General features: G+C 64.5%; 12 protein-coding genes. 5 read left to right on the top strand and 7 right to left on the bottom strand.

Annotated features, from left to right (window positions below; genetic code table 11):
- Positions 1 to 10: 10 nt before the first annotated feature.
- From ACIPIJ_RS27545 to ACIPIJ_RS27515, 7 genes are all read right to left on the bottom strand, one after another.
- Positions 11 to 805, bottom strand: coding sequence for a DUF4892 domain-containing protein (locus tag ACIPIJ_RS27545; protein ID WP_401083053.1), 795 nt, complete (start codon positions 803 to 805; stop codon positions 11 to 13).
- Positions 806 to 914: 109 nt separating this feature from the next.
- Positions 915 to 1,769, bottom strand: coding sequence for an alpha/beta hydrolase (locus tag ACIPIJ_RS27540; RefSeq protein ID WP_401083051.1), 855 nt, complete (start codon positions 1,767 to 1,769; stop codon positions 915 to 917).
- Positions 1,766 to 2,554: an alpha/beta fold hydrolase gene (locus ACIPIJ_RS27535; RefSeq protein ID WP_401083048.1), complete on the bottom strand. Its 789-nt coding sequence runs from the start codon at positions 2,552 to 2,554 to the stop codon at positions 1,766 to 1,768. Before ACIPIJ_RS27535 ends, ACIPIJ_RS27540 begins: the two co-directional genes overlap by 4 nt.
- 93 nt (positions 2,555 to 2,647) lie before the next feature.
- A complete protein-coding gene (locus ACIPIJ_RS27530; RefSeq protein WP_401083045.1) occupies positions 2,648 to 3,034 on the bottom strand; it encodes a hypothetical protein in 387 nt (128 codons plus the stop codon).
- Between the two features lie 99 nt (positions 3,035 to 3,133).
- The gene (gene sixA / locus ACIPIJ_RS27525) at positions 3,134 to 3,592 is read right to left on the bottom strand and encodes a phosphohistidine phosphatase SixA (RefSeq protein ID WP_401083043.1); all 459 of its coding nucleotides are present in this window, start codon (positions 3,590 to 3,592) and stop codon (positions 3,134 to 3,136) included.
- Positions 3,589 to 3,936, bottom strand: a complete 348-nt coding sequence (locus ACIPIJ_RS27520; RefSeq protein ID WP_401083040.1) for a DUF4389 domain-containing protein — start codon at positions 3,934 to 3,936, stop codon at positions 3,589 to 3,591. Before ACIPIJ_RS27520 ends, sixA begins: the two co-directional genes overlap by 4 nt.
- A gap of 15 nt (positions 3,937 to 3,951) precedes the next feature.
- Positions 3,952 to 4,977 (bottom strand): NAD(P)H-dependent glycerol-3-phosphate dehydrogenase, encoded by a 1,026-nt coding sequence (locus ACIPIJ_RS27515; RefSeq protein WP_401083037.1) that lies wholly within the window; start codon positions 4,975 to 4,977, stop codon positions 3,952 to 3,954.
- Between the two features lie 154 nt (positions 4,978 to 5,131).
- Here ACIPIJ_RS27515 and ACIPIJ_RS27510 point away from each other — a divergent pair, with 154 nt between their 5' ends.
- The 5 genes from ACIPIJ_RS27510 to fabB all read left to right on the top strand — a co-directional run bounded on the left by ACIPIJ_RS27510 (position 5,132) and on the right by fabB (position 12,046).
- Positions 5,132 to 7,279 (top strand): TonB-dependent receptor plug domain-containing protein, encoded by a 2,148-nt coding sequence (locus ACIPIJ_RS27510; protein ID WP_401083035.1) that lies wholly within the window; start codon positions 5,132 to 5,134, stop codon positions 7,277 to 7,279.
- Complete coding sequence (locus tag ACIPIJ_RS27505) at positions 7,279 to 8,169, top strand: ABC transporter substrate-binding protein (protein WP_401083032.1); 891 nt, start codon at positions 7,279 to 7,281, stop codon at positions 8,167 to 8,169. Before ACIPIJ_RS27510 ends, ACIPIJ_RS27505 begins: the two co-directional genes overlap by 1 nt.
- Positions 8,166 to 10,097, top strand: coding sequence for an ATP-binding protein (locus ACIPIJ_RS27500; RefSeq protein WP_401083030.1), 1,932 nt, complete (start codon positions 8,166 to 8,168; stop codon positions 10,095 to 10,097). Before ACIPIJ_RS27505 ends, ACIPIJ_RS27500 begins: the two co-directional genes overlap by 4 nt.
- 201 nt (positions 10,098 to 10,298) lie before the next feature.
- The gene (gene fabA / locus ACIPIJ_RS27495; protein ID WP_012315334.1) at positions 10,299 to 10,814 is read left to right on the top strand and encodes a 3-hydroxyacyl-[acyl-carrier-protein] dehydratase FabA; all 516 of its coding nucleotides are present in this window, start codon (positions 10,299 to 10,301) and stop codon (positions 10,812 to 10,814) included.
- Positions 10,815 to 10,825: 11 nt separating this feature from the next.
- A complete protein-coding gene (fabB, locus tag ACIPIJ_RS27490; RefSeq protein WP_401083027.1) occupies positions 10,826 to 12,046 on the top strand; it encodes a beta-ketoacyl-ACP synthase I in 1,221 nt (406 codons plus the stop codon).
- The last annotated feature ends 18 nt before the right edge of the window (positions 12,047 to 12,064 follow it).

Genomic DNA, 12,064 nt, shown 5'->3' with positions numbered 1-12,064 from the left:
TGGCGCTCGTTCAACGGATCAATTCCAGGTGCAGGCCATCGGTGGGGGCATTGCCGACTTCGAGCCGGTTGCTGCGTACACCTTCCTTTACCAGTTGCTCGCGCCAGGCTTCGGCTTCGGCGCCACTGAGGCTTGCGCGCAAGGTGCTGTCCAGGTTCAAGCTGCGGGCCAGCAGCTTGGCCCAAGCCTGCTGCGGTGCACTCAGGTCAGGGTAGTCGAGCTTGCCGGTGTCGCGCATTTCGCGCAGCACCGTGGCGGCCGTGGGCAGCAGTTCACCCAGCGGGCTGCCGGCGACGAACTCTTCCACATGCAGGTAGGCGCGGCGGTTGCCGCGCGTGACGCTGTACAGCGCCACCAGGGTATCGGCCTCTTCGGCGGAGCGGCGCAGGAGGATGAACGCCTGTTGCTCGTCGCCACCATTGAGCCGGGCACTGCCGAAGACATCGTTGGCCCACAGGCTGGCTTCACCGCAGTCGCGCCCCTGGCACCAGAACAAGGGGTAGCCGCCGTCACGTTGCAGTGCCTCGCGGGCACTGGTAAACGCTTCGCGCGCGGTGCGTTCGACGGGCAATTCATAGGTGACGGAACTGACTTGGCCGCGACTCTCGACCTTATCGTCGACGCGCAGACGGCCGCTGATCTTGCGCAGCGGGCCCATGGGGTAGATGCGTTCCTGCTCGACCGCCGGGCGCTGGTCGACCACTTTGGCGTCCAGGGGTACTGGCAGGCTGCCAGCCCATAGCAACGGGCTGGCGAGCAGCATGAAGGCCGTGACGGCTGTGCGGATGAAAACCGGCGCGCTCATCGGCGAACCAGGCGGCGACTGGCGCCGAAGTGAAGCTCCAGGATGTCTGGCAATTGCATGGTTGTCTCCCTGTTCAACCCGCCAAGCCTCGACACTTGTCCGGTGCAAGTCAAGCAAAGCCAAAGAAGCGATTGATACAGTCTGCGACAAGGGCCGCGCCCTGTTCATCGTTCAGGTGCAGGTGATGCCCACCGGGCAGCACGGTCTGCTCAAAGGGTAGCTGCTCCAGCAGTTCGGTGTGGCGCGCCAGCATGCCATCGGCCGCCACCACCAGGCAGGCCGGGCAACTGACCCGGCGAACGTAGGCCATGGCCTGGGCCTCGGTCAGACGCACCGGTGATGGCAAGGTCAGGCGGCTGTCGCTGCGCCAGCTGTATCCGCCGGGCACCGGCATCAACCCGCGCTGGGCGAGCAGCTCGGCGGCGTCCCGGCTGACCGCGACCATACCCTTCATGCGCGCCTGCACACCCTGCTCCAGGGTCTGGTAGACCGTCTTGCGCTTGCTATCCAGGCGCAGCTGGGCCTGCAGCGCCATCCCCAGGCGTTCGCCGGCATCCTCTTCGGCGCCGGTCGGCGGGATGACGCCGTCGATCAGCGCCAGGTGGCTGACCCGCTCCGGCAAGGCGCCGGCCAGTTGCACCGAAATGATTGCGCCAAGCGAGTGCCCCAACAGGGCAAACCGGTGCCAGCCCAGTTGCTCGGACACCCGCAGAACATCGTGCGCGTAATCGGCCAGTGCATACCCTGCGCCCGCAGGGCGGTGTTCCGAATAGCCATGCCCGGCCAGGTCGAGGGCGACGATGCGCAGCCCCTTCAACTGCGGCGCCAGGCGGGCAAAGCTGTTGGCGTTATCCAGCCAGCCATGCAGGGCGATCACCGGCAGCCCGTCCTCGGGGCCGAAGAGGTGGGCGGCCAGTTCGATATGGCCAAGGCTCAGGCGAATTTCCTCGACCTGCGCGCTCATGCCTGGCTCCAGCGGTCGAACAGGCCTTTGATGAGGCTGGCGGTGTCGGCCGGCCGTTCCAGCGGGAACATGTGGCCGCCGGGCACGCTGTGGTACTCGCCCCGGGGCATGCCGCGCACGGCCAGGGTGTGATGGCGACGGATGACATTGCTGCGGTCCCCTCTCACCATGGCCAGTGGCACCTGAAGTTGGCGCGCCGGCGCTGGGCTGGCGTGAGGAATGCTGCGGTAGATGCTGATCTCGGTCGCCGGGTCGAAGCGCAGGCGCAGGCCTTGCTCGGCATCTTCCAGGCCGTGTTGCAGATAGGCTTCCAGGCAGTCGGGGTCGAAATGCCTGAACAGGCTTTTGCTGGCGAAATAGTCGCGGGCGCTGTCACGGTCGGCGAAAGCTTCGCGCCGCCCCAGGGTGCGGCCTGCCGGCGTGATGCGGTCGATGAAACCGAAACGCTTGGCGGTGCGCAGCAGCCATTGGTCGGCACGGGTCAGCACTGGCGAATCGAGCATCACCACGCCTCGGTAGTACTCCGGGCAACGCAAGGCGGCATGCAGGTGCAGTACGCCCCCAAGCGAGTGGCCGACGCCCCAGACCGGTTCGCCCTGCCGGGCCAGGTGATGCAGAAGCTCATCGACCAGGTTCAGCCAGTTTTCGTTGACCGGAAAGCGCGGGTCATGGGCATGCTGGGGCAGGTGCTGCACCTGGTAGTCCGGCGCCAGGGCAGCGAACAACTTGCCGTAGGTGGCAGACGGGAAGCCGTTGGCATGGGCGAAGAAGATCTGCTGCGACATGGCGCCTGGTCCGGAGCGGGGATGATGGCCCATTGTCGGCATCCCGCTGACGATCGGCAACGTCTGTAAAGGTCATCGCCAAGGGTGATCAGGTCATGCCGTACCGTCGAAGCTCGCCAGCGAGCGGCGCAAGCAGGCCTGCATATAGGCCACTTGGCTTTCCAGGGCCTCGCGCGCCAGGCGCTGGTCATTGCAATCAAGCTCCAGCCGGCGCAATGCCAGGCAGCTGGTCTGCAACAGATGGCAAGCGCGCAGGCACGCCTCCTGCAGCTTGCGCAATTCTTCCTCGCCATGCAGGTTGTTTGCAGCACGTTGCGGGCTTAGAAGGTGGACTCGACTCAGCAAGAGATGCAACTTGGCGTCGGCCGAATCGCGCAGCACGCTGTACTGGGCATAGTCCAGAACGGTACCCCGCTGCACCTTGTCCATCGTTGGCTGAAGATTCAGCGAGCGCAACAGTTCCGGTAATTGACCAATCATTCCACGCTTCCTGCCAGGTTATCCGCTTGTCATTGCGGTGCAACGCTAGCAATGGATCCAATGTGCCCACAACTGGCAAAAATGCCAGTTGCCAAGGGCTCAGTGCGCGTGGTGCAGTGCCAGCAGGTTCATCAACCCGGCCAGCGGCCATCCCCCTTCCAGCTCCGCCAAGCTGGCGGTACTCAATGGCGCGGGCTGCTGAGCATGGCCATGCACCAGCATGCCCACCAGCGAACCCACCAGCGGCTGATGGCTGACCAGCAATACATGCTCCAGGCCCAGGCGTTCGATTTCACCGATCACTTGCTGCACATTGCTCTCGGGCGTCAGCCAGGGCACGGTGCGCACCGGTTCGGCGAAGCCGAGGGTGTCATGCACCAGAGCGGCCGTTTGTTGGGCCCGCACATAAGGGCTGGCGATGATTGCCTGCAGCGGCTGGCCGAGCAGATACGCCGCGCTGTGCAACACCTGCTCACGGCCATGGGCCGTCAGGCGCCGCTCGGCGTCGGTATTGGCCCGCGGTTCGGCTTCGCCATGGCGCAGTACCCACAGCTTCACAGCTTGGGTTCCTCGTCACGCACCGGGTGCGGTGCCGGGGCCACGGCGTGGGGCGCTTCGCCTTCCGGCGCACGGGGTGCCGGCCAGTCGGCGAACGGCCATGGCTTGGTGTCGGTGTGGAAGGTGCCAAAGCGGCCGATTTGCGCCAGGTACTGGCTCAAGCTGTCGCCGAAGTTCATCAGGCTGGCGCTCGGCGCGCCGTAGATCAGCCGGTAGATGAGCTGCACCAGCACCAGGCCGCCAAGCAGCAGTTCGGCCAGTTGCCAGACCACCAGGAATACCAGCATCCACATCACGCGCAGGATGATCGACTCACGCTGGGCGTGCTCAGGGGTATCGTTCATGTGCTGCTCCTTGGCTTAATTGAAACCGCTGGTGGAAATGAAGTCGACGTCGGTCTTGGGCTCGGCACGCATCAAGCGCTCGATCACCTGGTTCAGCGTACGGCCTTCGAACAGGATGGCGTGCAGGCCGGCCACCAGCGGCATGTAGACCTGTACTTCTTCAGCCTTGGCCTTGAGCACCTTGAGCGTGTTGACCCCTTCGGCCACCTCGCCCAGGCGACTGACCGCCTGCTCCAGGCTCAGGCCCTGACCCAGGGCGTGACCGACCTGGTAATTGCGGCTCTTGGGCGAGGAGCAGGTGACGATCAGGTCGCCGACACCGGCCAGGCCGAGGAAGGTCATCGGGTTGGCACCCTGGCTCACGGCGAAGCGGGTCATTTCGGCCAATGCGCGGGTGATCAGCATGCTCTTGGTGTTTTCGCCCATGCCCAGCGCCACGGCCATGCCGGCGATGATCGCGTAGACGTTCTTCAACGCCCCGCCCAGCTCGACGCCGAAGCGGTCGCTGCTGGCGTAGACCCGGAACGTGCTGCCGTGCAGAACCGCCTGCACGCGCTGGCAAAGGTCTTCGTCCTCGCTGGCGACGACCGTGGCCGTCAGTGCATGTTCGGCAATTTCGCGGGCCAGGTTGGGGCCGGACAACACGCCGATGCGGGCTTGCGGCGCGATTTCTTCAAGAATCTGGCTCATCAGCTTGAAGCTCTGCGCCTCGATGCCCTTGGTCAGGCTGACCAGGCATTTACCGCGCAGCAGGTCGGCATGCGGCGCCAGTACGCTGCGCAGCGCGCTGGATGGCAGCGCGACGAACACCAGGTCGCTGCACTGCAAGGTGGCCAGCAAGTCGTTGACCGGCTCGACGCCATCATGCAGGCGGATGCCTTTGAGGTAGCGCGGATTCTCGCGATTGACGCGCATCGCCTCGGCCTGCTCGGGGTCGCGCATCCATTGGCGCACCGGCACGCCGTTCTGCGCCAGCAGGTTGGCCACAGCGGTGCCGAAGCTGCCGCCGCCCAGAACTGCAACAGGTTGCTGTTCAGTCATAATCAATCCGTTAAAGCCATAAGTTAAGTGGCGACCGGGCCATTATACGGCGCGCATGCGACAGGAACAGAGGCAGACAATTTCAAGCCGTGAAAGCGCAACCGCCCCATGCAAGCCCTGCAGATCACTGGCAAAACCCCCACGGTCAGTTAACATGCCTGTTTCAACCCTGATACAAGGCCGTATCGTGTTCCCTGGCACGCCCCCCTACCCTCGCCTGCTGCTGCTGACTGCCTTGCTCGGTGGCCCGGCCATGGCCGACGACCTGTTCATCGACAACGCCGACCTGCCGCAGGTTCTGACCGCCACGCGCTTGAAACAATCCCCGGCTGCCGTGCCAGGCAGCATGACCGTGCTCGACAGCGAACTGATCCGCGCCAGCGGCGCCCGCGACATCCCTGAACTGCTGCGCCTGGTGCCGGGCATGATGATCGGCTACGGCGCCGGCAACCAGCCGACCGTCAACTACCACGGCACCAACGTCAACGAAGCGCGGCGCATGCAAGTGCTGATCGACGGCCGCTCGGTGTACCGCGCGGGCCTGGCCACGGTGGACTGGAGCGACATCCCGGTAGCGCTGGAAGACATCGAGCGCATCGAGGTGTTCCGCGGCCCCAACACCGTCAGCTACGGCGCCAACGCGCTGATGGCGGTGGTCAACATCCTCACCCGCAACCCGGCCGACAGCCACGGCACGCGCATGAAGCTGACCCGAGGCCAGGATGGCATCGACGACTACTACCTGAGCCACGGTTTCGGCTGGGACGGCGGCGACCTGCGCCTGTCGGTGTCAGGCCAGAAGGATGACGGCTTCGATGAAAACCAGTTCGGCCAGGATTACCGCGACAGCCGTCGCCTGAACCGCTTCAACCTCAGCGTCAGCCACACCCTGGCGCCGAACCAGACCCTGGAATGGCAACTGGCGGCGAAGGAAGGCAGCAACCAGCGGCCTTACACCTATCAGCCAGTGTTCCCCTTCGTCACTCGAAGCGGGGACAACGCCGACGTGAACGCCAAGGACTACGCCGGCTCCGTGCGCTGGAACATCGATTTCAACCCCGAGCACAGCCTGTACGTCCAAGGTTCGGCCCAGCACTTTGATCGCCAGCAGGTCTGGCGCGCCTGCGACGCGGCGCTGTCGTTCAGCCCGGAACTGACCCGGCTGTGGCAACTGAACCCGAATTTCGCCGAGCAGGTGGCACGCGGGGCCAACAACCCGCCCAATAGCAGCAACCCCGAGGAACAGGCGTTGGTCGATGCGATCAAGGACCAGTGGAACAATCAGGGTGGCAGCAACGTGGTATGCGGCGACGTCGACCAGAGTACCCGCGAAACCCGCTACGACCTGGAAATCCAGGACACCCTGAGCCTGACCGACAGCCTGCGCCTGCTCAGTGGCATGAACTACCGGTATGATCGCGCCGACTCGCAGACCTATTTCAACGGCAGCCTCGACGACCAGACCTGGCGCCTGTTCGGCCAGCTGGAATGGCGCGCCGACGAACACTGGATCGTACAGGGCGGCGCGATGTTCGAGGACTCGCAGCTGTCCGGCAGCTCGCTGACCCCGCGCATGGCGGTCAACTACCTGATCACCCCGCGTCACGGCTTGCGGGCCGTGTACTCCGAGGCCGTACGTTCGCCGGACATGTTCGAGAACAACGTCAACTGGAGCTACACGGTCAAGAACTTGACCCCCACCGCGTTCGGCCAGCAAAACGCCGAATACTTCGTCAAGACCCGCGGGCCGGGCGATCTCGAGCAGGAACGCATGCGCTCGCGCGAACTGGGCTACAACGGCCAGTTCAGCGACATCGACCTGAACATGGATGTGAAGCTGTTCTACGACGAGATCACCGGGATGATCAGCGAACCGTTGAAAAACAACCAGTACATTGCCAGCAATGCCAACAAGGCCCGCTTCAGCGGTACCGAAGCGCAGCTGGATTGGCGTGCGACCCGGCGTGACCGCCTGCGCTTTACCTACGCCTACGTCGATGCCTGGGCCAGCAACCGTGCCGACAGCACCAATACGGCCCGCAACAGCGGCTCGGCGGGCTGGATGCGCGAATGGGGCGATGGCTGGTCGAGCGCGCTGTTCTACTATGGCGACAATGCGCTCAACCAGTACCGCTACGAGCGCCTCGACCTGCGTCTGGCCAAGCGCTTTCGCATTCAGGGCAGCAACCTGGAGCTGGCGGCCTTGTGGCAGCAGCGCCTGGACGATGAACCCACTACAGCCATCCAGAACCGCTATGACAGCCACCACCGCCTGAGCGTGAGCGCGGAGCTGGAGTTCTGATGGCCCGACTGCTGCGCCTGCTGCTGTTCTGCCTATGGCCACTGGGTTCGCTGTCTGCCAGCGAGATCCTGTTGGTCGGCGGCGAAGACCAGCCCGGCATCCGCAGCTTTGTCGCGGCGCTCGAAAGCCGCCGTAGCCATGACCAGGTGCGGTTCCAGACCGTCGCCGAACTGCCCCGCCCCGGCCAGATCAAAGCCGACGTGCGCCTGGTGCTGCTCGACAGCGCCGCCCTGGAGTGGCGGCTGGGCGAAACCGCCGGCCCACCAGCCCTGGCCATGCGCATCAGCCGTGTGCAGGCCGAACAACGCCTGGGAAAGTCGCGCCCTGCCTTCTTGACCCTGCTGTGGAGTGACCCCCCGCTGGCAAGGCAGCTGCGCCTGGCCCGCTACCTGCTGCCACAGGCCCAGCGCATCGGCGTGCTGTATGGCGAACACAGTCGCTTCCTGCTCGATGAGCTGCGCCAGGCGGCGCGCCCGCTGGGCCTGGAAGTCATTGCCCAGGACTGGCCAGACCAGCGTGACAGCCGGCCCCTGCAACATGTGCTGGGCAACAGCGACGTGCTGCTGGGCCTCGACGACCCCGACCTGTACAACTCCAAGACCGCGAAAAACCTGCTGCTCAGCAGCTATGGCCGGCAGATGGCGCTGATCGGCCCGAACGCAGGCTTTGTCCGCGCCGGCGCCCTGGCCAGCACCTACAGCGACCAGGACGACTGGCTGGCGGTGCTCGACCAGCTGCTCGACCACCCGCCAGCCCGCTGGCCGCGCAGCCTGTACCCGGGGCATTTCGGTGTCAGCGGCAACCAGCAGGTGGCTCGCGCGCTGGGCCTTGAACCGATCGATCCGAAGGCCACTGCCAAGGCCCTGGCCGAAGGAGAACCCACCCCATGAGCAAGCGCCTGAGCTGGGACATCCATACCCGCACCCAGATCATCAGCCTGGGCCCAGCGTTGCTGCTGACCTTGCTGCTGATCAGTTTCTTCACCTTCGTGCGTATCCAGGACTTGCGTCAGGAGCTCAACCACACCGGGCAGCTGATCGCCAACCAGTTGGCTCCAGCCTCCGAGTACGGCGTGATCTCGGGCAACAACGAGGTGCTCGAAGGCTTGATGCGCGCCACGCTGAGCATCCCCCATGTACGCTTCCTGGAGGTCCAGGACAGCCGCAACCACATCCTGGTGTACGTCGAGCAGTCCGACGAGAGTGCCAACCGTGCACAACGCGTGGAAGTGTTCCAGGCGCCGATCCGCCTGCAACAGATCCGCCTGGACAGCGATTTCCTGCAACAGGGCAAGGCACCCACGCCGTCGATTGGCGACGACTATCTAGGGCGGGTGATCGTCGGCATGTCGGACGACGCGTTCAGCCAGCGCCAGCAGGAAATCGTGATCAAGGCCGGCATCCTGGCGCTGTTCGCCCTGCTGTTCACCTTCCTCCTCGCCCGCCGCCTGGCCATGAGCCTGGCCAAGCCGATCAGCGACATGGGCCATGCGGTCAAGGCCATCCAGCAAGGCGAGTACAACACGCCGCTGCCGGTGGTGGACGACAGCGAGCTGGGCCACCTGGCACACCACATCAACAACCTGGCCAGCGCCCTCGAGCAGGCCAGTGCCGAACAGAAGCAAGCCATTGCCCAGTTGATCCAGGCGCGCGAGGAGGCCGAGCAGGCCAACGGCGCCAAGTCGGAATTCCTGGCGATGATGAGCCACGAGCTGCGCACGCCCATGAACGGTGTGCTGGGCATGCTGCAACTGCTGGAAACCACCCCGCTGACCAGCGAACAGGCCGAATACACGGCCGTGGCCAGCGAATCCACCGGGCACTTGTTGAAGGTGATCAACGATATCCTCGATTTCTCGCGCATCGAGCGCACCACGCTGCAGTTGGAGCACATCGACTTCAACCTCGCCGAGCTGATCGCCAGCAGCGTGCAGTCGTTCCAGCACGGCGCGCAGCAGCGCGGCCTGGAGCTGTACCTGCAATTGCCCGCTGAACGCGAGCCGTTGCACGTGGTTGGCGACCCGACGCGGATCCGCCAGATCCTCCTCAACCTGGTGGGCAATGCGCTGAAGTTCACCGAACGCGGCCAGGTGCAGGTCGAAGCCCGCTGGCAGGTGCTCGACCGCCAGACCCTGTGGTTCACCTGCAGCGTGCGCGACACCGGCATCGGTATCGACAGCGAGCGCCTGGAAATGATGTTCGTCGCCTTCCAGCAGGCCGACAGCTCCATTTCGCGGCGTTACGGCGGTACCGGCCTGGGGCTGTCCATCGCCCGCACCCTGGCTGAGCGCATGGGCGGCAAGCTGCGTGGCGAAAGCCGCGAAGGGCTGGGGTCGACCTTCACGCTGGAAATGCCGCTGGCCCTGGCCAGTGCCGTACCGGCTGAGTTGCCAGGCGCCATGGCAGCCCAGGGGCCGCTGGCCGAAGGTGAGCGCATCCTGCTGGTGGAGGACAATCCGGTCAATCAGAGCGTCATCGAGGCCATGCTGCGCAGCCTGGGGCTGGAAGTCAGCGTGGCCCACGATGGCATCCAGGCCGTGGATCAGGTCAGCCAGCAGCAGTTCGCCGCCATCCTGATGGACTGCCGCCTGCCGCAGGTGGACGGTTACGAGGCCACCCGGCGCATTCGCCTGCTGCCCAACGGCGGCCAGCTACCGATCATCGCCTTGACCGCCAACGCGCTGCAGGGCGACCGCGAGCGCTGCATGGCCGCTGGCATGAACGATTACCTGAGCAAACCCTTCCGCCGCACCGAGCTGCAGCGGGTATTGCAACGCTGGTTACCCGGCCGGACAGCCGCGACTGGCGATAAATGCTAAAGTGCGGCAGTCTTAAGGACTGGACAGGACCTTCTTCGGCCCTGAAAATAGACGTTTCAGTGCACACCTGTACTTCTTTCGCCAGGTGGGCTGTGACTTTCACCACAACGCAATAGTCTACCTGTAGGCTGCCACCCACAGAGATGCCGGGTTGGCCGGGAAGATTCATCCCCTGCCGCAGGGGGTTATTGAGGAGCTCGCATGACCAAACAACACGCCTTTACTCGGGAAGACCTGCTGCGCTGCAGTCGCGGTGAGCTGTTCGGCCCAGGTAATGCGCAACTGCCCGCGCCGAACATGCTGATGGTCGATCGCATCACCCATATCAGCGAAGAAGGCGGCAAGTACGGCAAAGGTGAATTGGTCGCCGAGCTGGATATCACCCCGGACCTGTGGTTCTTCGCCTGCCACTTCGAAGGCGACCCGGTGATGCCGGGCTGCCTGGGCCTCGATGCCATGTGGCAGCTGGTAGGTTTCTTCCTCGGCTGGCAGGGCCTGCCAGGCCGTGGCCGCGCCCTGGGTTCGGGTGAAGTGAAATTCTTTGGCCAGGTATTGCCTACCGCCAAGAAAGTCACCTACAACATTCACATCAAGCGCGTCCTGAAGGGCAAGCTGAACATGGCCATCGCCGATGGCTCGGTCAGCGTTGACGGCCGCGAGATCTACACGGCCGAAGCCCTGCGGGTCGGCGTGTTCACCTCCACTGACAATTTCTAAGGGTTATTCGCATGCGCCGCGTCGTTATCACTGGTCTGGGCATCGTATCGTGCCTGGGCAATGACAAAGCTACCGTCACCGAAAACCTGCGCAACAGCCGTCCGGGTATCCGTTACAACCCGGAATACAAGGAACAGGGGCTGCGTAGCCAGGTTTCCGGCTCCATCGACCTCAACCTCGAAGAACTGATCGACCGCAAGGTCTACCGCTTCGTCGGCCACGCTGCGGCGTACGCCTACCTGGCAATGCAGGACGCGATCAAGGACGCCGGCCTGACCGAAGAGCAGGTTTCCAACCCGCGTACCGGCCTGGTGGCTGGCTCCGGCGGCGCCTCGACCCTCAACCAGATGGAAGCGCTGGACACGCTGCGCGAGAAAGGCGTCAAGCGCGTCGGCCCGTACCGCGTCACCCGCACCATGGGCAGCACCGTTTCGGCGTGCCTGGCCACGCCGTTCAAGATCAAGGGCCTGAACTACTCGATCTCGTCGGCCTGCGCCACTTCGGCACACTGCATCGGCACCGCGCTGGAGCAGATCCAGTGGGGCAAACAGGACATCGTCTTCGCCGGTGGCGGTGAAGAAGAGCACTGGAGCCAGTCGTTCCTGTTCGATGCCATGGGCGCCCTGTCGACCAAGCGCAACGAAACCCCGGAACTGGCCTCGCGCGCCTACGACGCCGACCGTGATGGCTTCGTCATCGCGGGCGGTGGCGGCATGGTGGTGGTCGAGGAGCTGGAGCACGCTCTGGCCCGTGGCGCCAAGATCTACGCCGAGATCGTCGGCTACGGCGCGACGTCCGACGGCTACGACATGGTCGCCCCAAGCGGCGAAGGCGCCATCCGCTGCATGCAGCAGGCGCTGGCCACCGTCGACACCCCGATCGACTACCTGAACACCCACGGCACTTCGACCCCGGTCGGTGACGTTGCCGAGATCAAGGGTGTTCGTGCAGTGTTCGGCGACAAAGCGCCGAAGATCAGCTCGACCAAGAGCCTGTCCGGCCACTCGCTGGGCGCCGCTGGCGTGCACGAGGCGATCTACTGCCTGCTGATGATGGAAAACAACTTCATCGCCGGCTCCGCCAACATCGACGAGCTGGACCCGGAGGTCGCCGACCTGCCGATCCTGCGCAAAACCGAAGAAAACGCCAAGATCGACACGGTCATGAGCAACAGCTTCGGCTTTGGCGGCACCAACGCCACCCTGGTGCTCAAGCGCTGGGAAGGCAAGTAAGGCCTTGATGCAGTAAAA

Origin of the sequence: Pseudomonas sp. NPDC087185 (assembly GCF_044744955.1) — a bacterium.
Lineage (GTDB): Bacteria > Pseudomonadota > Gammaproteobacteria > Pseudomonadales > Pseudomonadaceae > Aquipseudomonas.
This window is presented reverse-complemented; position numbering and strand designations above follow the sequence as displayed.